The 20,245-nt window shown below is 66.0% G+C and carries 19 protein-coding genes; 4 read left to right on the forward strand and 15 right to left on the reverse strand.

The features are described from left to right. From VKV57_04595 to VKV57_04605, 3 genes are all read right to left on the reverse strand, one after another. The coding region (locus VKV57_04595; protein HLW59188.1) for a hypothetical protein at positions 1-324 on the reverse strand (324 nt) is incomplete at its 3' end. A gap of 253 nt (positions 325-577) precedes the next feature. After that, on the reverse strand, positions 578-1,678 hold the full coding sequence (locus VKV57_04600; GenBank protein ID HLW59189.1) for a M20/M25/M40 family metallo-hydrolase: 1,101 nt from the start codon (positions 1,676-1,678) through the stop codon (positions 578-580). A gap of 43 nt (positions 1,679-1,721) precedes the next feature. Beyond that, positions 1,722-2,648: a dihydrofolate reductase family protein gene (locus tag VKV57_04605; protein HLW59190.1), complete on the reverse strand. Its 927-nt coding sequence runs from the start codon at positions 2,646-2,648 to the stop codon at positions 1,722-1,724. Between the two features lie 177 nt (positions 2,649-2,825). Here VKV57_04605 and VKV57_04610 point away from each other — a divergent pair, with 177 nt between their 5' ends. Continuing rightward, positions 2,826-3,323: a hypothetical protein gene (locus VKV57_04610; protein HLW59191.1), complete on the forward strand. Its 498-nt coding sequence runs from the start codon at positions 2,826-2,828 to the stop codon at positions 3,321-3,323. Between the two features lie 87 nt (positions 3,324-3,410). Here VKV57_04610 and VKV57_04615 read toward each other — a convergent pair whose 3' ends face one another. The 10 genes from VKV57_04615 to VKV57_04660 form a co-directional block, all read right to left on the reverse strand. After that, a complete protein-coding gene (locus tag VKV57_04615; GenBank protein ID HLW59192.1) occupies positions 3,411-4,694 on the reverse strand; it encodes a DUF1501 domain-containing protein in 1,284 nt (427 codons plus the stop codon). Between the two features lie 11 nt (positions 4,695-4,705). Then, positions 4,706-6,100, reverse strand: coding sequence for a DUF1800 domain-containing protein (locus VKV57_04620; GenBank protein HLW59193.1), 1,395 nt, complete (start codon positions 6,098-6,100; stop codon positions 4,706-4,708). 63 nt (positions 6,101-6,163) lie between these two features. Continuing rightward, the gene (locus tag VKV57_04625; protein ID HLW59194.1) at positions 6,164-7,366 is read right to left on the reverse strand and encodes a M20 family metallopeptidase; all 1,203 of its coding nucleotides are present in this window, start codon (positions 7,364-7,366) and stop codon (positions 6,164-6,166) included. A gap of 387 nt (positions 7,367-7,753) precedes the next feature. Continuing rightward, positions 7,754-8,008: a DUF1059 domain-containing protein gene (locus VKV57_04630; protein HLW59195.1), complete on the reverse strand. Its 255-nt coding sequence runs from the start codon at positions 8,006-8,008 to the stop codon at positions 7,754-7,756. 64 nt (positions 8,009-8,072) lie between these two features. After that, on the reverse strand, positions 8,073-10,226 hold the full coding sequence (locus VKV57_04635) for an alpha/beta fold hydrolase (GenBank protein HLW59196.1): 2,154 nt from the start codon (positions 10,224-10,226) through the stop codon (positions 8,073-8,075). Then, on the reverse strand, positions 10,201-10,992 hold the full coding sequence (locus VKV57_04640; protein HLW59197.1) for a TetR/AcrR family transcriptional regulator: 792 nt from the start codon (positions 10,990-10,992) through the stop codon (positions 10,201-10,203). The genes VKV57_04635 and VKV57_04640 overlap by 26 nt, the downstream gene beginning before the upstream one ends. Before the next feature lie 159 nt (positions 10,993-11,151). Next, complete coding sequence (locus VKV57_04645) at positions 11,152-11,931, reverse strand: DUF2182 domain-containing protein (protein HLW59198.1); 780 nt, start codon at positions 11,929-11,931, stop codon at positions 11,152-11,154. Between the two features lie 25 nt (positions 11,932-11,956). Beyond that, positions 11,957-12,559, reverse strand: coding sequence for a DUF1326 domain-containing protein (locus VKV57_04650; protein HLW59199.1), 603 nt, complete (start codon positions 12,557-12,559; stop codon positions 11,957-11,959). A 218-nt stretch (positions 12,560-12,777) separates the two neighbouring features. Beyond that, positions 12,778-13,812, reverse strand: a complete 1,035-nt coding sequence (locus tag VKV57_04655; GenBank protein ID HLW59200.1) for a tyrosine-type recombinase/integrase — start codon at positions 13,810-13,812, stop codon at positions 12,778-12,780. A 309-nt stretch (positions 13,813-14,121) separates the two neighbouring features. Beyond that, positions 14,122-15,519, reverse strand: a complete 1,398-nt coding sequence (locus VKV57_04660) for an aspartate aminotransferase family protein (GenBank protein ID HLW59201.1) — start codon at positions 15,517-15,519, stop codon at positions 14,122-14,124. 172 nt (positions 15,520-15,691) lie between these two features. Between VKV57_04660 and VKV57_04665 the strand changes: the two genes are divergently transcribed. The 3 genes from VKV57_04665 to VKV57_04675 all read left to right on the forward strand — a co-directional run bounded on the left by VKV57_04665 (position 15,692) and on the right by VKV57_04675 (position 18,903). Continuing rightward, on the forward strand, positions 15,692-16,939 hold the full coding sequence (locus VKV57_04665; GenBank protein ID HLW59202.1) for a Glu/Leu/Phe/Val dehydrogenase: 1,248 nt from the start codon (positions 15,692-15,694) through the stop codon (positions 16,937-16,939). A 165-nt stretch (positions 16,940-17,104) separates the two neighbouring features. Continuing rightward, positions 17,105-18,103, forward strand: coding sequence for a phosphotransferase (locus VKV57_04670; protein ID HLW59203.1), 999 nt, complete (start codon positions 17,105-17,107; stop codon positions 18,101-18,103). Continuing rightward, positions 18,100-18,903 (forward strand): HAD family hydrolase, encoded by an 804-nt coding sequence (locus tag VKV57_04675; GenBank protein ID HLW59204.1) that lies wholly within the window; start codon positions 18,100-18,102, stop codon positions 18,901-18,903. Before VKV57_04670 ends, VKV57_04675 begins: the two co-directional genes overlap by 4 nt. A 254-nt stretch (positions 18,904-19,157) precedes the next feature. Here VKV57_04675 and VKV57_04680 read toward each other — a convergent pair whose 3' ends face one another. After that, entirely contained in the window at positions 19,158-19,448 is a 291-nt protein-coding gene (locus VKV57_04680; GenBank protein ID HLW59205.1) for a hypothetical protein, read from the reverse strand. A gap of 288 nt (positions 19,449-19,736) precedes the next feature. Next, positions 19,737-20,138: a type II secretion system protein gene (locus tag VKV57_04685; protein ID HLW59206.1), complete on the reverse strand. Its 402-nt coding sequence runs from the start codon at positions 20,136-20,138 to the stop codon at positions 19,737-19,739. Positions 20,139-20,245: the final 107 nt, after the last annotated feature.

Raw genomic sequence — 20,245 nt, forward strand, 5'->3', positions numbered from 1 at the left:
CAGGGCAACGGTGGTCAGGGCAACGGTGGTCAGGGCAACGGTGGTCAGGGCAACGGTGGTCAGGGCAACGGTGGTCAGGGCAACGGTGGTCAGGGCAACGGTGGTCAGGGCAACGGTGGCCAGCAGGACAATCACGACGTAAATGGCGACATCCATAGCAACGACCACACGGGCGCCAGCGGCAACGGCGCGGGCGGCGACGATGGGAATCAGCAGATCGACCCTGGCGAACAGGTGAGTGATCCGGACATCACCGGAGACATTCACAGCAACAACCACACGGGCTCCAAAGGTAAGGGGGCAGGTGGCGATGATGTTGTTCACCCAACTGGCTCTAGCGATCGTGGCAGCGATCCAGATACCACCGGAGACATCCATAGCAACAACCACACGGGTTCCGAGGGGAGCGGCGGTGGGGATGGAACGCAGGGCCATTAAGACCATCGGATAAGGGATGTGGGTGGGTCCATCGGTGTCCCGGCGTTCTGGGCGGTCGGAAGCGCCTCTCCAGCATCAAACTCTTTCGGTTGAGACGGGAGGTCGCAGGCACGGGGGCGCCGGAGGGGAAGCGCGCGGGTTAGATCGATTCGATCAGCGTTTGCAGGGAAGTGGTCGCCGCGACCATCCCGGCCACCGAGGCCGATTCGTTCGCCCGGTGCCCCTGACCCATCGACCCCGGCCCCAAGTTGCAGAAATCGTGCGTGCGCTCTGCGAAGATCGAGAGATCCTGTCGGCCCTGCGAGAATTGCACCGGAGCCGCCCCCTGAGTCCTCTCCAGGGCCTCTTTCGCCACGGCTAGTGTGTGTCCGCGCCGATCGGCCAGCGTGGGGAGGCAGAGCCGACTGATCTCCAGCTCATGCTCTACCCCCCGTACCGCTTCGCGGAGTTCGCGCTCAAAAGTGCCGAAGTCCTCTCCCACGGACAGCCGTCGGTCGACCGTGAGCCGGAGGCGGTCGGGGATAATGTTGTCCGCCACCCCGGCCTGGGCCGCAACGACGGAGAGCGACGGCACGCTCTGGATCCCGGGTGCCACCTCGACCGGGCGAAGGCTCTCCGCGATCCCCTTCACGCGCGCGATGACCTCGACCCCATGGTAGATCGCGTTGTCCGCTCGACGCCAGTCCGAGGAGTGCCCACTGCGACCGAGCACGGTGAGGTGCCCGATGGCCCGCCCCTGGCACCCGATCCCGATCGAGAGGCGGCCGGTGGCATCATCGTACGACGGCTCGGTCGTGATCGCAAAATCCGGGCGCACCCGCCCGATGAGCCGGCGGACGCCATTGCGGGGGGTGATTGATCCGCCTTCTTCGTGGTTGGTGAACGCAAACCACGTGCGGACCTTGGGCCGGACGTGCTGGGTAAGCCACATCATGCAGGCCAGTCCCGCCTTCATGTCGGAGGCGCCGAGCCCGTGCACTCGGCCGTTCTCTACGCGCGGACGAAACGGATCAGTCTTCCACCCGTCGACGGGAGGAACGGTGTCCATGTGCCCGTTTACTACGAGCAACTGGTCACCCCTCCCGATCTCCGCCGTGACGTTCCCCTCCTCGTCCCGTTCGACGGAGACCCCCGCCCGGCTGAGATGCTCGAAGATATGCGCGGAGAGCGCCGCTTCTTCGCCGGTGACGCTGCGGACGCTCACGAGGTCGCAGAGCGTTCGCTCCAGGTACGTTGCCATATCCGACACGCCGGCCACCTCTTTCCCTACGAACTCGTGCGGATCAGCGCTCCCCTTCGCCCGGGGAAACGGCCTTCCCTCCGCCCTCCCCACGAGCCGGGGATCCCGTTCCGGGACTTCCCAAGTACACGACCCGAAACCGATCGAAGGCTTCAATTAAACGTGCCGCGGTCTCGGGATCTTGAAAGTCGTGCTCGTAGCGGCTGATCCTCGACAGCAGGACTCGCGCGCCCATGAGCCCGTGGATCGGCCGGGGAACTTGAGGGTCCCCAGTTGCCATCGGGCTGGTGGTCAGAAAATATTCCCGGATCACTCCGGCGGCGAGCAGGCTCGGGAGGAAACGCGGGCCGCCCTCGCATACCGCCGTATGCACGCCATGGCTCGTCAGGACGTCGAGGACACCCTCGATCCGCGGACGACCGTCCGATCCCGACGGCACGCGGGCGACGGCAACCCCTCTGGCCTCAACGGCGCGGATCTCGTCGCCGGTCGCCAGGAGCCCGGTCAGCACGAGTTTGTCGAACCCAGCCGCTGAGAAGAACCGCTTGTCGAAAACCGTTGCGTCCCAGGCCAGCGTGGTCGTCACCACCACCGCCAGGAGGCGCGGAGGGCAACCGCGGGCAATTCGCCGGGCAACTTCACCGTCGGGGAGCGCCGCGGTGACGTCGTCGCTGATCAGGGTCCCCGATCCCACGACGACCGCATCGACCGCACTGCGTACTCGGGTCAACGCCACCCCATCGACGGAGGTACCGATCGATGCCGCCTTCCCCTCAACGACCGCCTCGCCGTTCTGCGTCATCACCATGTGTGCGACCAGATAGGGAACCGGGGTGGGGAGCGATGGAAACGCAAGCGACGCGTAGAACTGCGCCAGGGGGATCTCGCGCGGGTGGGGTTCGACCTCGTTCCAGGCCAACCGGACGGTCGCCGGGAGGGGGACCGTCCGCTTCCAGTCCGAAGGCCTCACCGCGCGCCGCCTGAAGGACGGGGGCCGCCGCTCATGGTTGCCCCCATGATATCATGCGTTCGCCGCTGTCCTGCGTTGCCCGCCAGCTTCGCTTGCCTCAACGGTCCCGCGTCACCTTGGGAGGCCGGGCGCCGGCCCGTAGGGAATAGTGTGGCAGACATACCCGAAAGGGGCTTGATGTCGGAGACCGCAGCGGCCCAGTGGGGCCAACTTTGGCAGAACCTCGAGGCTCTTCAAGACCAAGCGACCCGGCTCCGGCACCTCTCGCAGCGCGAGCCCCTGGTGCAGTGGCGCCGAGGGTACCCCCGCGCCGGCACCAGCCGGTCCCACGAGGGGGAAGTGCGGGATGTGCTGGACGGGCTGCAGCAGCGCCTGGGAAATGTCCGGGCGCTGGCCCCCATCATCCTCGCGCAGGATCCGAAGCCTGGCCTGGCCGCCGACGAGCGTGCCGAAGCGGTGGGCGCACGCCTGGAAGCCCTCATTCGGCTGACGGTAGGTCTGAAGGAACAAGCGTTCCTCCCGGGACCAGAACTCCCGCCGCACGCGCCGCCCTACGTCGTGGAGCCTCCGGGGCACGACCTGGCGGGAACGAAAGCGGTGCTGCTCGCCCTCGGCATCGAAGAGGTGGTCCTCGCAATCCGCAACGCCATGCTCGCGGTGGTCAACGGGGCGTAGCCTGCGATCCAGCTCCGGCTGGGGCCCCTAAGGGACCCCGGCCGGTCTGAAGTGCCGGTTTCCCGGGGGAGGGTTCACCGACACGAGTTACCCTGCTTTGGGGAGGCCGGCGCGCGGTTTGAGGACATCGACCAGGGGGAACCGGTCGCCGAGAATCTGCTGGCTGGAGACCCCCAACCACTGCTCGAGCACGGTGGCGTAGACGCTTCGGAAGTCGACGTTGTACTTCAGATCCCCCTGGTCGAGATCGGTCAGGCTGGGATGAGGGCCGCCCAGGCCGGGGGCAACGGACCCGCCGATCAAGAACATCGGCGCGGCCGCCCCGTGGTCGGTCCCGGCGGACGCGTTCTCGGCCACCCGCCGGCCAAACTCCGAGAACGTCATGACCAGAACCCGATCCAAGAGTCCCTTCTGCATCAGGTCTTTCACGAACGCGTCGAGCCCCCCCGCCATCTGCTCGAGCAGACGGTCGTGGCGCCCCGCCTGGGCGGCGTGGGTGTCGAACCCGCCCAAGCCGACGTAATACACCCGGGTTGGCGAGCCGGCCGAAATCAACTCCGAAACCAATCGCAGCTTCATCCCGAACGGGTCGCGCGGATAGCTGCCGCTGTCCGATAGATGCCCCGCGACCTTCCGGATGTCGTCTGAGGCAAGGACGGCGTCCATCGCGGTGTGGGTGAGGAAGTCGACCATCGGCTCCTCCCCGGGCACCGGCTGCAGCAGCTGGCGGTAGGCCTCGGCCTCCGCCGAACCCGCCCCCTGCAACGGATGGAACGCAAACGCCTGCGGACTCTCGAGCACCACGGCCCGCCCGGAGGTCCCCTGCATCGCCAACGGCATCTCGGCCCCAAGCATCGCCACCCCCGCCGTGGGCCCGCAGACCGGACACTCGCTGTCGAACAACCGCCCCAGCCACCCCGTGCGCGGACCATTTCCCGCCGGGTCCGCAGTCTGCCAGATTTCCATGGAGCGAAAGTGGCTGCGGTTGGGATTCGGGTAGCCGGCTCCCTGGATCACGGCCAGCCGGCCATCATCGTAAAGCGCCTTGAGCGGCTTCAGCCCGGGGTGGAATCCCAGCTCGTCGTTCACCTTGAGGACCGCCTCGCGCGGGACAGAAAGATGGGGGCGGGCCCGATAGTACTCGTCGTGCCCGTACGGGACGAGGGTGTTGAGGCCGTCGTTCCCTCCGCCCATCTGGACGACGACCAGGATCGGGCCACCCGACTGGCCCGCGGAAGCGGTCAGGGTGTGATCCCAGGGGTTGTTCAACGCGAGGGCGGTCCGCGTGAGGAACATCGGGGCGGTCGCCCCCGCGGCCACGATGGTCAGCCCTTTGTTCAAGAACTCTCGTCGCGTCATCATGTTGGGCATCGGGCTCCCCCTCAGGCGACCTGATAGTCGGGCAGGCTCATGATGAGATGAATGGCCGCGTCCCGGTTGTTCCGGGCGATATCTGCCAGGATCGCCCGACGGCCCGGCGGGAGGGACCGCTGCAGCAGGTACGCCGACATGGTCTCCACCGACGACAACCCCGTCGTATTTGGAGTCCCCAGCCGCCCGGCCAGCAGATCCCCGGCGAGGTTGGCCCGGGCGAACACCGTCGCGGCGTTGATCCAGGCTTTGCCTCCGTCCCATCCCTTGACCGTCGAAGGAAAGAACAGATGCTGGCCGGCCTCCGCGGTCAACTGCGAGAGCCGCACCCAGTCCGGGGTGGCGATCCCCAGATGCCGCACCGCGCCCACCACAAACTCGACCGGGCTCTTGATCTGGGCGTGAATCACCGACGGGTGGTAGAAGGCCTGCGACCGGAACATCGCCCGGAGGACCGGCGCAAGTTCGTAGCCGGTGGCGATCAAGCGCTGCGCCATCCCCTCGACCAGGACGGGGTCGGGGGTGGGGGAGACGAAGAACTTCGCCAGCTTGCCGGCAATATACCGCGGCGTCGCCGGGTTCGCCAGGATGATCCGCAGGATGTCCGTTCCATCGAACGCCCCCGACTGCCCGAAAAAGCTCTTCATCCCGTCATCGTGCAGTTGGGCCCGAAAGGCAAACGTGCGGCGGTCTTCGAAGGTGCGGTAGTCCCGCAGCGTCCACCCTGTCCAGGCGCGCGCCGACTCGCGAATGTCGGTCTCGGTGTAATGGCCGATCCCCATCGTGAACAACTCCATCAGTTCCCGCGCCCAATTCTCGTTGGGGTGGCCCTTGCGGTTCGCGTCGTTGTTGAGATAGCGGAGCATCGCTGGATCGCGCGCCACCCCCTCGAGCAGGCGGGCGAAGTTGCCGGCGGCGTGCTGGCGAAAGAGCTGGTTCTGGTTGTACATGGCGATGGCGTCCTGCACGTCCCCGAACGAACTGGTAAAGTGTCCGTGCCAAAACAACGTCAGCTTCTCACGGAGCGGGGCCTGGGCCCTGGCCATCCGGTCGAGCCACCATGAGGTCAGGACAACGATCCCCCGTTGGTGCGCCCGGTTCACCTCGTTGTAGGCGGCACGCACCTGGGGGCTGTCCTTGGGCTTGATCCTGGACCGGAGGACATCCTGGACCATCGAGTCGGCCCGTACCTCCGCCGGGCGGATTCCGTCGAACGGCGGCGCCGTGTCCGAACCCGGCGGCGAATCAAAGAGGGCATCCACGGCTCCGTCGGGGCCGGCTTCGATGGCCAGGGCAACCTCGGAAGGGAGCGCACCAAATCCGGCACGGCGCAGCAGGTGCCCTGCTTTCGCCACATCCCAGCGGTCTTGGACAGATGGGGAGAAGGCATCAAGGCCCGACGGCATGGCGCATCTCCTTCACGCATTCGACCTCTCGCCCCCCGAGCGGGGGAGGGGGGATGTTGCTTCTTAAGCGCGGGATCCTCCAGAAAAGTTCCCCGCGGCGAAGTCCCGCCGCGCGCGCGCCAGGACCTCCCCGTCGGCGAGCACGTCGATCGCCGTCATCGCCATGACCCTGGCGTCGTTGAGCATCCCGGCGAGCCCGATCTCGGCCTTCCCGGCCTCGAGTGCCTCCCGGGTGTGCATCCCCACTCCGGGCGGGCAGGTGGGGAGGGTGTATTCAATCGTGGGAACGGCCTGGGTGAGGTTTCCGAGGTCCGTGGACGCTCCTGAGGGCTCCTCGGCCATTTCGAACCCTAGCGCATCGGCGTTCCGCTTCACCAGATCGGCAAGGGCGGGGTTGTATCGAATGGCGTCGTGGAAGAGATCCAACTTCACTTCGAGGACCGTGGCGGTCGCTTGGGCAGCGCCGCGGGCGCAGCCCTTCACCCGCTCCACGAGCTCGCGGACGTACACTCCGTCCGGGGAGCGGACGCCCAAGGCCAACGCGGCGTGCTCCGGGATGATGTTGACCGCCTGACCGCCGTCGGTGACGATCCCGTGGATCCGTGCGTCGGGGCGGATCTGTTGACGGAGCGCGCCCACCGCGTTGAACGTCAGGATCACGGCATCGAGGGCGTTGAGCCCGGACCACGGTGCCGCGGCCGCGTGCGAGGGCCGGCCGGTGAACGCGAAATCCACGCGCTGCACCGCCAGGCATCCCGTGGTCACGTGCGGCGTCGCGCCGGCGTGATAGGCCAGGGCGACGTCCAGCCCCCTAAACGCCCCCCGCTCCAGCATCAGGATCTTGCCGCCCCCGCCCTCCTCGGCAGGGGTGCCGTAATAAATGACCTGTCCGGGCAGGTCCCCCAGCACGGCCCTCAGGGCCGAGGCGGCGGCCATCATGCCGGCCGCCATGAGGTTGTGGCCGCAGGCATGCCCCAACCCGGGGAGCGCGTCGTACTCTGCGATCAGTCCAACGGTCGGGCCGGGGGCGTTGCCGGCAGCCCGGGCAAGGATCGCGGTGGGAAGATCCGCCACCCCGCGCTCGACACGGTAGCCGTGGCGGCTAAGGGCGTCGCTGACCCACTCCACCGCCCGCACCTCCTGGAATCCGATCTCGGGGTTCGCGTGGATCCGGAGCGCGAGGTCGCGGGCCTCCTCCGCCACCGCATCCAGCGCGGCCATCGCCCGCGCTTTGAGTGCCTGGACGTCGTGTACGGTTGTGACCACCACGTGGCCTCCTCGGTCTTGACGAATGACACGTGGTTCGCGGCGAGGCGTCCGTCCCTCCTGCCCCGCCCCTCCGATGCCACCGAAGCCGTCCCCGGCGGACCGCGACCATCGGGACGGCGCGCGCGAGGTGGCCATCCGATCGGTCTTGGATCGCGCCTTCCTAGGAAAAAGGGGAAGCGGGTGAGGCGGGCCGGTGGAGCCCGCCGGCGTTGGGGACCTCACCCGGCTACGCGACCGGCATCGCCAGCCTCGGATCGGCAGAGGGCAGCGCATCCGAATCCCACGGCGGGTCCGCCCGAGGGCCCGATGCGCCGCCATCCCGTCCCATCGTTTTCGGGACCGGGATGGCGGCGTGGTCGTCGAATCGACCGATGCTGAGCAGGCTTAGATCTCCACGGTCTCCAACATCGTGCTCAACTGCTTGCGCAGCTCAGGCGTATTCTGATGGCCGTGGCTCTTCGCGGCGTGTGTCGCCGCCGCCTCGACCAAATCTTCCCGTTGAGATTGCGGGGCCATGATCACCAGCTGGCAGTTCTTCTCGCTCGGAAACTTTCCACAGTTGGCCACCACCCACGTGCCCTTCGCCAGGCGCAGTTGCGTCGCGTCCATTTCCTTCACCCCTCTCAGTCTGGACTTCATCGCGATCCTTCGCTCCACCCAACGGCCGGTCACACCTCCCTTCTGATACACTTGCGGATCTGAGCTACCCCAAGACCCGAGCTACCAACTCTGCGGCCCGCGCCGCCCCCCCAGAAGGGACGGGTGAGTACTCGACGGACGCGGCGAGCGCGTGCCGCACCCCCTCCGCGAGCCCCTCGGAGCTTACCTCCTGGTAGTCCATCTGCGCAGCGTGCCCGTAGCGGCGCAGGCGCCTCGCCACGTGAAATCGCTGCTCGAAATGATTGCGCAGCGGGAACGACAGGAACGGCCGCCGAAGCGCGATCAACTCCATCCCGGTGGTCAGGCCGCCCTGGGCCACGGCCGCGTCACAACAGGCCAGATGCTGGTACAAGTCGGGAAGGTACCCTTGAATGTCGACGTGCCCCCCGCCGTCCGTGGAAACCCTCGCCCGGGGGCCGGCGACCACCACCAGACGCAGGTTGGGGATCGCTCGGGCCAAAAAAGGCGCGGCCGCCACGACCTTGTCCAAGAGATGGCGGCCCACCGACGTGCCTCCCGCCGTCGCGATCACGAGCGTCGCGTCCTCCGGGTAGCCGAGCTGCCGCCTCAGCACCGGGGCCGGCGGCAGGGTCTCGGGATCGAACGGCAGGATATAGTCGCAGAACTCGAAATGCTCTCGCGCCCACCCCCGCATATTGGGGAGATCACGGCCGAACGGCTCGTCCAACACATCCTCGGGATCGCCGAGGAAAATCGCCATGTCCCGCAGGCGCGGGTAGCGCCCAACGTGCGCGACGTGCTCGGCGTTAGCATGCCAGCACAGGTGCCCTTCGTAGGAGTCCCAGCCGGTGATCGGCAGCATCCCGATATAGTCGGTCAGAAACACATAGGGGGCCGTTTTCAGCTCGGGGTTCTCGTGCATGAAGTAGTCGACGTCCCACGCTTCGTCGCCCACCCAGGCGTCGTAGCGTTCACTCTCCGTGACGTCGGCGAACGTCATGAAGTTGGACGTCAGCACCTCGTCCATCTGCCAGAGCGCCAGGAACACGTTGACGTCGTGCTCGCCGGCCTGCGCCTCGATGTGGGCCGATTCGTTGAGCAGCCGATCGCTGGCCGGGTGAACGATCTCTCCCGCCTGTGCGACCACCGATCGTACGGGATCGACGGCCAACCAGTGGATCTCCAGCCCCGGTCGCAATCGGCGAAGCTCCCGCCCGATCGCCAGATCCCGCTGTACGTGGCCCAACCCGATGGGGGAACAGACCCAGAGGATCTTCCGCTTGGCGGTGAGCGCGTGCGCCACCCGGCGGGGGGCGGGAGGGATCCCCACAAAGTCGCGGATCAGCCGGTTGACCCGCACGCACTCGCGCAGAATGCCGGCGTGGCCGGTACCTTCCAGCGTCACCAGGGTTGAGCCGGCGATGGTCCGCTGCATGGATGGGGCGTTGAAGGCGTGGGCCGCCAACCGATCCTCGGTCCCGTGCACGAGCAGGGTGGGGGTCCGGATTCGCCCCATCAGGTCGGGAAACGGTGTTCGGCTCCACCACTCGTCGCGGGTGCGGATGAGGATCTCCGGGTCTCCGTCCAGGCCCCAACTCATCGCGTCGGCGAGCGCCTTCGTCGAATGCGGTTCGGGAAGCATCTGTGCGGCGAAAAACTCGACCCACCCCAGGTAATCGGCTCGGAAGTAGTTCGCGTTCAACTTGGCCCAGCCGGCGTATCGCTCGCGCACCTCGTGAAAGAGCCGAAGGACCTCCTCCCGGCGGCGCTCGCGCTCGGCCCCCACGGCCTGGCTCGGGGCGCCGCTGATCAGCACCAGGTGGCTCACCCGGTCCGGATGGTCCGCGGCCAACATGATGGCATGGTTGGCGCCCCCCGACCAGCCGATCACGGCGGTGCGGTCGACCTCCGCCGCCTCCAAGACCGCGAGTGCGTCGGCGGTCAGCGTGTCGTGGTCGTAGCCGGTAGCCGGGCGATCGGAGCGGCCGCTGCCACGGGCGTCGAACGTCACCAGCCGGAACCACCGGGCCAGGTAAGGGACTTGGAACTTCCAAACTCGACTGTGCGCCATCTGCCAGCCGGGTAGCAAGAACAGCGTGGGGGCGGCGTGCCCAAATACCTGGAAGGCGAGGCGGATCTCGCCGTGTCGAGCGAAGCCCTCGCTAACGGGGGTAGCGACGTCGCTGGCCCCGAATCGCCCGCAGAGACGGTCAAGAATCTCCGGTGGCGGCCTCACGTCGCTTCCTCCCTCGGGCATCCAGCGCCATCAAACGCGGGAGGTTCCCCATTAACCGGATCGCTTCCATATGCAGCTGCGGGTCCTCGCCGGCGAGGATCTCCACCTCCGCCCCAAAATAGAGATCGCCGAACAGCCGGCCCAACACCCGTGAGTCGACCGCGCCTTCGACCCCATGTTCTGCCAGGCCTTGACGCGCCAACTCGGAGACCAGGTCACGCCAGCGTCCGATCATCTGCGCCAGGCGCTTTCTGATGCGTACATTGCTGAGGCCCTGAGCCCATAGCTCCCAGAGGCCGCGGACGTACCCCGATTGCATATCCTCCTTGAAGTACTCGAGCGCCGTCGCCCAGATGGCTTCGAAAGACCGCACCTCCTGGTACATCTTCCGCTGCCGGGCGAGGAGTTGCTCGTTGACGTACTCAAGCACTTCCAACATCAAGTTCTCCTTGCTGCCGAAGTAGTAGTGGACGAGGCTCTGGTTGACTCGGGCCTCCTCGGCGATCCTGCGCATTGAAATCTGATTGTACCCCACATCGACGAGGGTACGAAAAGCGGCGCCGAGGATCTTGTCGCGCGTGGAGATGAGAACGGCGGGCGAGGAACGCTTCCTCCCGGGCCTCGGGCCCTGCGCCGCGGAGGTCAGCGGGTGAGTGCCACGCGAGCTTCGCTGATCCGCTGTGTCTTCCCGGATGTGGCCGCGGGGGGAGAGACCGCCATTGCCCCCCGAAGCCGGGTGACGCAGGTGCCGCTTGCGGCCCGTCACTTCGGCGAGATCCCCGGGGGGATCGTCGCGGGATGCGCGTCGTCAGGTGGCACCGCGGCACCGCCGACCATCGCCCCTCCTCGTCCGCTGCCGGCGCCTGGGGGGAGGACACCCCGGCGTCGCGTCAACTCGGTGGTATTTCGCACGGCTCTCCTCTCTCTACGTGCTCGGAAACGGGGCGATGCCGGCCAGATGGAGCAGCGCCCACACGCCCAGCGCCACTCCCAGAGGACGGGTCAGATGGTGCCCCCACCGAGTCGTCCGCTCGGCCGCCATGACGGCACCCAACCCAAGCATCCAGCCCAAATTCGCCCCGCCGATCGCAAACATCAGCAGCATCAGGGTCCAGCAACATCCGAGGCAGAACAGCCCGTGGCGGGCGCCCAACTGAAGGGCATCACGGGCCTCTCTCCCACGCCAGTGCTCCACGATGAACGAATAGGGTGACCGGCACTTCTCCAGGCACATCTGCTTGAGCGGGGTGAACTGGTAGATTCCGGCGGTGAGCAGGAGGACCGTCGCCACCCAGGGGGCCGCGGACGGAACCAGTTCGATCGCTTCGTGCACGAGGGCGTCCCCCCGGTAGGCCAGCGCGCCGAACCCCACCCAGACGCCGAGGTAGCCGAGGACGAGCCGGCGCAGCAGGGCGTTGCAATCCGACCGCCCCGCCACCATGCGCCGGAAGAGATGCACGAGGGGCAGGCTGCTCGGCAGCATCATCGCGATCGTCATCAGGGTCCACCCGACGACGAAAAGGCCCAGCCGGAAGACCGGGGGGAGGGAGAGGGTGCGGTCGCCGATGATCACCCGGTGGCTGAGCAGCCCCGCGAAGGGCGAGGCCCCCCACACCGCGAGCGCGACCCACGCCAAGGCCACGAGAGCCCCGACGGAAAGCCGGTACCAGCGCGTGTCATCCGGTGTCCGGATTGCTCCGATCATCTCTCCGTACTCCTCTCCCGACCCATTATCCCTCGAACCGGAAGTTTCCCAGCACCGCGTTCCGGTTGGTGAACTCCCAGGCCATCTTGTGCTGGGGGATGTTCACCCGATGCGCCGTCGCCTTGCCGACGAACGCGGGGGAACCGGGGATCGTGCTGAAGACGGTGTCGACCAGCTTGGTCGGTCGCCCCTTGGCATCGGCATAGGGCTGCATATCCGCCGACACCGCATCCCCGACGCGAATCGTGCCCTTGCCCTCGACGAGGTTGAACTGAATGGGCGCGTCGTACGCCCCCACGACCTCACCCACCAGCTTCGCCAGGTCGGCAAGCGGCCCACCCAGTTTCCCGGTGTGCATCGCCAGGATCGCGTCCTTCTGCTTGGCCGACGCCTTGCTGTCAACGTATGCCGCAACCCTCCAGTTGCCCGCGAGCACGTTTCCGGGAATCTGGCAGACCAACGCCAGCGTCAACCCGCTGACATCGACGTCGTTGATGTGCCCCTTGTCGTAGTGGTAGGCCAAAAACGCATCACATGTGCCTCCGTCGGGGTCGTCTCCGACCCAGCACGGACAGGGTCCCGCGCAGGAACAGGCTTCCAGCAACCGCCCTTCGACCGCATACCCCATGCTCTCCACCTCCCGATTGGATTCGTACCTTCCGATCGTGCCCCCGATCACGCCTCCGCTTGCTTGGATCGGGTCTTGCCTGTCAATTGATCGGTCGATCAATTAATACCCAAGACGCCTTCGCCTGTCAAGTGGCAAACACACGTCTGCCTAGTGCATCAAGCCCGGCGCGGAGCGGCTCCGGAAGGGACTCGGAAGCGGGGGTGGGGCTCCCGGCCTCAGGCGGGCCGGCGGTGCGGCGCCGAGGGGGGTTCGGGCCGTTCCCTCGGCGGCTGCCTCCGCCGCGAAAGGACGGCTGGCGTGTGCGGGGGCGGGGTGGGGGTCTGCGCGCGGCCCCGGTACCGGAGGCGGTGGGCCGCGTTCCGGAGCCGGGCGTCGGTTACCTCGTAATACACCTGCGTGGTCGCCGGGTTGGCGTGCCCGAGGAGACGTTGAGCCTCCTCGATCCCGAGCCCCACCGTCGCCATCTGCTGCCCCGCGGTGTGGCGGAGGTGGTGGAAGGCGATCCCCTCGGGAATCGGGACACCGGCCACCCCAGCGTAGCGTTTGAAGATCTTCTCCACGCTGGCGTAATGGAGCCGGGCCCGGCGGGGCTGAAACGGCAGACGAAAGAACAGCGCGGTCGTGGGGGCGGTGGGACGCACGGCCAGCCAAGCGAGGAGAGCCGCCCGCGCATCGTCGGTAAGCGGCACCACCTGTTCTTTGTTGCCCTTGCGCAGCACCACGAGGGCCGCACGCTCCGCGTCGGCAAGGTTCACCACCCGCTCAATATCCAAGCGGGTCACTTCGCTCACCCGCAACCCCATCAGCCCCAATTCCGCCATCGCGCGATCCCGAAGCACCCGCGGCGACCCCTCTCGGAACGCGGATCGAAACTGGGCCACCTGGTCCTCGGTCCACCAGCGATGGACTCGATAGGGCCGTCGCGGCGGGTGAATGTCTTGACCGATCGAGTACGGCCGGCCCTGGCGTTTGCGGAGCCACTCGTAGAATTGGCGGAGGGCCGTGATGCGCCGAGCGCGGGTCGCCACCGACAACCCCGCCTCGGTCATCCGGCGCGCGAATTGGACCAGGTCCTCGGTGCGCGCATCCTCAAGCTTGCCGTGGATGTACTCGGAGAAATCCTTGAGGTCGCGGATGTAGGCGAGACGGGTGTTGAGACCGCGGTCTGCCCCTTCAAGGTCCGTCCACCACTCGAGGAGCAGGGGGTCAACCGAAGGGATGGGAGATCGCAGGTGCCGCCGTCCGGGCATCGTAGGTTCCTCCGATGAAGGCTGCGACGTTTGGTTCGATTGAGCTGCGACAGCGACTCAGCAGGCTGTTCCACAGCGGGCGGGATTTTCCTCTCCCGCCGATATCGGCCCGGGCGAGCATCTCGCGAAGAAATTGGTGGCGGCAAACTCCAGGGCGACGGTCGACCGTAAGGTGGCCATCGGGCCCCCGCTGACCGCGAGACGACTCAACGGTCAGCGAGAACCCGGCAGCGCCGACATCGTCTGCCGACGATATCCTCGTGCAGCACTCCTGAGCCGGGGCGACCGAGCCCCGCGCGCGGTCGCGGCCTAGCGGGTCACCGCGACGAGCGAAGCGCGCAAGATCTCGACGATCTGGTCGAGCGTTTCCTGCGGGGTCATCAGCGGCGGCGCGATGCAGATCGTGTCCCCGATCGCCGGGTCCGCCGCTCCCCCCCGAAGACGCGCCAGCAGCCCCCGCTTCCGCGCCTCCTGGATCACTTTCCCTCCCAGCCCGAGCGCGGGGGCCTTCGACTTTTTGTCCGTGACGAGTTCGACCCCGCACATCATGCCGCACCCGCGGACGTCCCCCACGTTCGGGAGGTCGCGGAGGCCCTCCAGCCCGGCGAGCAACCGACGACCCATCGGCCCGGCACGCTCGACCAACCCTTCGTTTTCAAGAATGTCCAAGTTGCGGAGGGCTACGGCGCAGCAGGTCGGGTGGCCGGAATAGGTGGCAGCGTGCATGAACTTCTTGTCGGCAGGAGCCTCGAGCAATGCATCGTGGACCGCCTTCGAGGCCAGGACGCCGCCGAGGGGGAGGTAGGCGCTCGTGACCCCCTTCGCGAACGAGACCAGATCCGGCTGCACGCCCCAGTGCCCCAGCGCAAACCACTTGCCGGTCCGGCCGAACCCCGTGATGACCTCGTCGGCAATGAACAACACCCCGTGCCGGTCACAAATCTCGCGAACACGCGGGAAGTAGGTGGGGGGAGGCACGATCACCCCTCCGGCCCCCATCACCGGCTCGGCGATGAACGCCGCGACCGTATCCGGCCCTTCCCGGAGGATCGCCTGTTCGAGCGTATCCGCCGCCTGCACCCCGACGTCCCCCCCGGTGGGCCAGCGGTACGCGTAGGGAGCGGGAACCTGCAAGAATTCCGGCGCGAGCGGACCGAACATCTTGTGGTACGCCGCCATGCCCGTGGCGCTCATCGCCCCCAGCGTCAGCCCGTGGTAGGCGTGGACCCGAGAGATGATCTTTACCTTGGTCGGCCGACCCCGCACCTTCCAGTAATACCGCGCCATCTTGAAGGCCGATTCGTTCGACTCGGCCCCGCTGGTGGTGAGATAGACGCCGGACGTGTTGGGGTACGCGATCTTGACCAACCGCTCCGCGAGACGGATCGCCGGGATGTTCGATGTCCCCACGTAGGTCGAGACGAATGCGAGCTGTTCCATTTGCTCCGCGGCGGCCTGCGCCAGTTCCGCCCGTCCGTGCCCGGCGTTGACGTTCCACAAACACGACAACCCGTCGATGTACTCTGTGCCCTCGGCGTCCGTGAGGATCGCCCCGCGCCCTTTGACCATGACGATGGGGTGCTGGTGGTCCTGGGGGTGGTGGAGCGGGTGGATCAAGTGCTGCTGATCCTCTCGAACGAGCACATCCAGGGCTTCCATCGTCGCACCATCCTTCGCTTTGCCGTCTCGCACAACCGGCGAGATCATCTTCGAACACTCTTCGGCCCCCCGACAGCATCATCCTGTCGGGCCGAAGGGAGTCCCGGGGACCGTAGGGAACACACCACCCGCAGCGCTCACGGGTTCCCGGAAAGTGGTCACCCTCTCGGCGAACCCAAAGTCGCTGGTCCGTACAGAAGGAGGATTCGCTCGACGTCCGATGGTGCCACAAGACCCCTGGGAGATGGCCCTTCAGCAGTTCGATCTCGCCGCCGGCCGTTTGTCGCTCAAACGCGGGATCCGCGACTATCTCGTGCACCCCCACCGTGAGCTCGTGGTTAACTTCCCCGTCGAAATGGACGACGGTTCGGTTCAGCTCTTCACCGGGTACCGCGTCCATCACAGCACCGTCCTCGGACCCACCAAAGGCGGGATCCGGTACAGCCCGGGGGTCCGCCTCAACGAGGTCAGGGCCCTGGCGATGTGGATGACCTGGAAATCCGCGTTGATGCATCTGCCGTACGGAGGAGCGAAGGGGGGGGTGGCCTGCGATCCTCGGTACCTTTCGCGCGGTGAGCTCCAGCGGCTCACCCGGCGGTACGCGACGGAGATCAGCGTGTTGATGGGCCCACAGAGCGACATCCCCGCACCCGACATCGGCACCAACGCCCAGGTGATGGCCTGGATTATGGATACCTACAGCATGCACCACGGGTTCTCGGTCCCGTCCGTGGTCACCGGCAAGCCCATCCCCATCGGCGGATCGGTCGGCCGCAGCGACGCCACCGGGCGGGGAGTTGCCATCGCAGCCCGCGAGGCGGCGCCCCTGCGGAAGATCTCCTTCGCCGGCAGCCGCGTGGCCATCCAGGGCTTCGGCAACGTCGGCGAGGCGACCGCGAGGCTGATGCACGCACAGGGGTGTCGGATCGTCGCCGTGAGCGACATCTACGGAGGCATCTACAACCCTGGAGGACTGGATCCCGTGGCCGTGACCCGGCACGCGCAAGGAACCGGCCGGGTAGCGAGGTTCCCGGGCTCGGAGGAGGTCTCCAATACCGATCTTCTCGCGCTGCCGTGTGACTTTCTGATCCCCGCCGCGATCGAAGGGCAGCTGACCAAGGAGACGGCCCCCCGGGTCACAGCCCGAATCATCGTCGAAGCCGCCAACGGGCCGACGACGCCGGAGGCGGATGCGATTTTGGCCGACCGGGACATCCTCGTCGTTCCGGACATCCTCGCCAATGCCGGCGGCGTCACCGTTTCGTACTTCGAGTGGGTGCAGGACCTGCAGTCATGGTTCTGGAGCGAGGAGGAGATCACCCAGCACCTGGAACGCATCATGACCACGACCTTTCAGCGGGTCGCCGCGCTGGCGGCGGACCAAAAAATCAGTCTCCGCACCGCAGCGCTGGTCGTCGCGGTGCAGCGCGTGGCCGATGCCTTGCTAACCCGAGGCATCTATCCGTAATCCTGCCATTCTGGTAGGAGCGGGGGGCTGATGACGGGGATAGGTGAAAGGGCAGGGGAGGGGAACCGGCCCATCCATCCCTGGAGTATACTAATGGTGCGTCAAATCGCGGACGGCTCAGGCCGTTTGCCCCCTCTGCACAACGTGCGGGACGGAGTGGCCTCAATGAGTGCCGGGTATCTAGGGACGCTCGATCGCACCGACCCCCTCTATGACGTGCTGGCGATCCGGGTTTATCCCGAGATCTCCAATCCCGTGTTCCACGTCGAACGGCTCTCTGCGCATCGCCTCGTCTTTCGTTATCGGGAGGAGCACACGAACCGGGCGGTGGTCGCGAAGTTCTTTAACATGGATGATCCGAATACGGCCAAGGTCAAGCGGATCAAGAGCGAATACCGCAACTTGATCCGGCTGCGATACTTAGGATTGAACTCGCATCCGCACTACGTCGTCAACCCTTTCTGCCGAGAGGAGCGGATCGGCCTCGCCGTCGCGGAAGAGTTCGTTCGAGGGCCGGACCTCGATCACTATCTCAAGCGCGCGGTCACGGATGATGCCGGGACGGCCCTGCGGAACGTGCTCGAACGCCTCGCCACGTTTCTTTACCTGCTGCACAGTAAGACGATCGCGACCGCCTGTGCGCCCCTCGAGGGGGTGGGGAGCTACTACCTCCGGATCGCCGACAAGCTTCTGCGTCAGGAGGTCATCACCGTCGATCATGTCTGGGAGTTCCTGACTTTGCGGGATCGATGGCTGGCAGGCCCCCGCATGGTGGCGGAGGCTGTAACGGTCCACGGAGATGCGACCCCCACCAACTTTCTATTCCCGAATAGCGAAGACGTCGTCGGCATCGATCTCGAGCGGATGAAGCAAACCGACCGCGTCTACGACATCGGCATGGTCTGTGGGGAACTGAAGCACGCGTTCCTCTGGAGAACGGGAAGCACGTGGACGTCGGAGCCGTTCATCAAGCATTTTCTAAAGAACTACTGCCACCATTTTCCGTCTCCCAACACTGCATTCCGCGAGATCACGCGACGGCTGCCGTTCTACATGGGACTCACCGAACTCCGGATCGCCCGGAACCCGTGGCTGGACTGGGCCTACCGGAAGCGCCTGGTGTGGGAAGCCCACGAGTGCCTGGCCTGGGGACTTCAGAGGTGACGTCGGGCTCGCCCCAGAGCGCCCCCGGGGTGCCGGACGGCAGGGGGGCGGTCTTCTTTGACCTCTACGGAACCCTCATCGACATTCGCACCGACGAGGAGGACCCTTCTGTCTACGCCGCGCTGGCCCAATATCTCAGCTACTTCCAAGTGGCGATCGGGGCGGAGGCGCTGCGCGAGGAATATCGGAAGAGGGTGCGAGCCCAACTGGAATGGGGCGCCGGGCAATTTCCCGAGGTCGACGTCTTCGAGATCTTCCGCAACATCCTCGCGACGTATGGAGAGAAGCAGGGGGTCCCCTCCCTCGCAGCGGGCGACGTCCCCGCGGATGTGACCACTCTGGTGCACACCACCGCCATTCTCTTCCGTTCGCTGACCCGCCGGCACTTTGCCGTCTTCCCCGACGTCCACCCCGTGCTCACGCGACTGCAGACAAGGTACCGTTTGGGGCTCATCTCGGACGCTCAGTGGGTGTTTACGGAACCGGAGCTTGAGATGTCGGGCCTCGACCGGTTCTTCCCCGTACGGATCCTGTCGTCACGAATCGGCGTGAGGAAACCCGACCCTCGGATCTTCACCGCCGCGACGCGCGCGCTCGGCGTGCCCACCCAAACGGCCGTCTACATCGGGGATAATCCGCCCCGCGATCTCGTTGGGGCGCACAATGCGGGGATGAAGTGCTTCCTCTTTCGCGGGGGGGAGGCGGAATATAACGGCCTCAAACCCGACGCCTCTTTCCAGAGTTACGGTGACCTCGAGGCTGCGCTTGACCGTCATTTCAACGATCACGCCTCCCCCTAGGGGGTGGGGGCTGCGGCGCCGGCGCACCATCGCCTGAGGCCGTACAGCGCCGGAAGCTAGCGGAACCCTCACCGGCGGCTCGCGAGACCCTTAGATCACATAACGGGGCTTATGCAAACAAAAATGGCCCGTTTGCGGGCCGCGACCAGATGGGTCATGGCGGTGGCGCGCCCGTTTGGAGCGCGCGCGGTGAGGAAATGCGAGAACCGCGGGGATGGCCCCGCGGCTCCCGCTCCGATCTCAATATTCAGTAGCTAATGCGGGTGGGTCGCATCCCACTGAAGCGCCTGGTCCAGGTCGGCCTTTGCCTGCCGCATCTCCGCGATCGCCTTCACGCGGTACCCATCGTAGTCGTGCTGGTCCCCCTGGAGCTGGTCGATCAACCGGCTGAGCCCCGTATCGATCCGCTGGAGGTTGCGCGCGCTACCCACTTCCCCGCGTTGGTAGTTCGGAGGCGGAGTGGTTTGCGCGAACCCCCCTGACGCCGCGAGCATCACGGCTACGCCGGCGGCCGCGGTGAAACCCAGGATCCGTTTTCCATTCATCGTTGGCCTCCTCCCATACTTGGGTGAGATGGTCCTGATAGCGCGTGGGTGGGCCGGGAAAGTTCCCGTGGCTGGGAAAGGTTGGCCAAAACTTTGATGGAGTTTCGCGAACCGAAGTCAGACCCAGGCGGTGGTATCTACTGCAACGCTCGAGTTAAGGCGGCGGCCGATCACTATTCGCGGGGTTTCCGAGATCCTCGGATACAATCACCCTGAAATGTTCAGGCGGCCGGGATTTCGACTACCGGCCGCCTGAAGATTGTGTTCAAAAAGGCTGCACTAAATAATTTAGAACGTGGATCCACCGCTCGACGATCCATCGCTCGACAACGTAATCCATACGCTGTCGGTGCCGCTCAGAGGACTCTGCAGTCCGGTCATCGTAATCGTCACGTTAGTCGCTGCGCCAGTGATCGCTGGGGTGTTCCAGTACGAACCACCCGGCATAGCGAGCCCAAGCGACCCCCCCGTGCTATCGAACGTATTGTATTGCTGATAGTAGGCCCATTCCAGTGTCTTCGTTTCCTGGAGAATATTGTCTGCCTCAGCCTTGTACGCCTTCTTCCTGGCGGCCAGGTAGCGGGGAACCGCAAGTGCAATTAAAATGCCCAAAATCGCCAACACCACCACAAGTTCGATAAGTGTGAAACCGGATTGGTCATGCATGGATCGCGAAAGCCACGAGAACATTTCCTAAAACACCCCCCTATTGTTATTATGGAGGCCACCGACATATATAGCGCCCCCGAAATAGCTTCAAGATGTTAAATATGCCCCTGCGCTAGGAAAATTAGACG

This window comes from bacterium (genome assembly GCA_035307765.1).
In the GTDB taxonomy this organism is placed as follows: domain Bacteria; phylum Sysuimicrobiota; class Sysuimicrobiia; order Sysuimicrobiales; family Segetimicrobiaceae; genus Segetimicrobium.

Coding starts and splice junctions, on each gene's coding strand:
- VKV57_04645 (HLW59198.1), bottom strand. CDS start 11,931: ATGATCGGAGCAATCCGGACACCGGATGACACGCGCTGGTACCGGCTT.
- VKV57_04620 (HLW59193.1), bottom strand. CDS start 6,100: ATGCCGTCGGGCCTTGATGCCTTCTCCCCATCTGTCCAAGACCGCTGG.
- VKV57_04655 (HLW59200.1), bottom strand. CDS start 13,812: ATGCCCGGACGGCGGCACCTGCGATCTCCCATCCCTTCGGTTGACCCC.
- VKV57_04630 (HLW59195.1), bottom strand. CDS start 8,008: ATGAAGTCCAGACTGAGAGGGGTGAAGGAAATGGACGCGACGCAACTG.
- VKV57_04670 (HLW59203.1), top strand. CDS start 17,105: ATGAGTGCCGGGTATCTAGGGACGCTCGATCGCACCGACCCCCTCTAT.
- VKV57_04685 (HLW59206.1), bottom strand. CDS start 20,138: ATGTTCTCGTGGCTTTCGCGATCCATGCATGACCAATCCGGTTTCACA.
- VKV57_04665 (HLW59202.1), top strand. CDS start 15,692: ATGGTGCCACAAGACCCCTGGGAGATGGCCCTTCAGCAGTTCGATCTC.
- VKV57_04660 (HLW59201.1), bottom strand. CDS start 15,519: ATGATCTCGCCGGTTGTGCGAGACGGCAAAGCGAAGGATGGTGCGACG.
- VKV57_04650 (HLW59199.1), bottom strand. CDS start 12,559: ATGGGGTATGCGGTCGAAGGGCGGTTGCTGGAAGCCTGTTCCTGCGCG.
- VKV57_04680 (HLW59205.1), bottom strand. CDS start 19,448: ATGAATGGAAAACGGATCCTGGGTTTCACCGCGGCCGCCGGCGTAGCC.
- VKV57_04600 (HLW59189.1), bottom strand. CDS start 1,678: ATGGCAACGTACCTGGAGCGAACGCTCTGCGACCTCGTGAGCGTCCGC.
- VKV57_04610 (HLW59191.1), top strand. CDS start 2,826: ATGTCGGAGACCGCAGCGGCCCAGTGGGGCCAACTTTGGCAGAACCTC.
- VKV57_04615 (HLW59192.1), bottom strand. CDS start 4,694: ATGCCCAACATGATGACGCGACGAGAGTTCTTGAACAAAGGGCTGACC.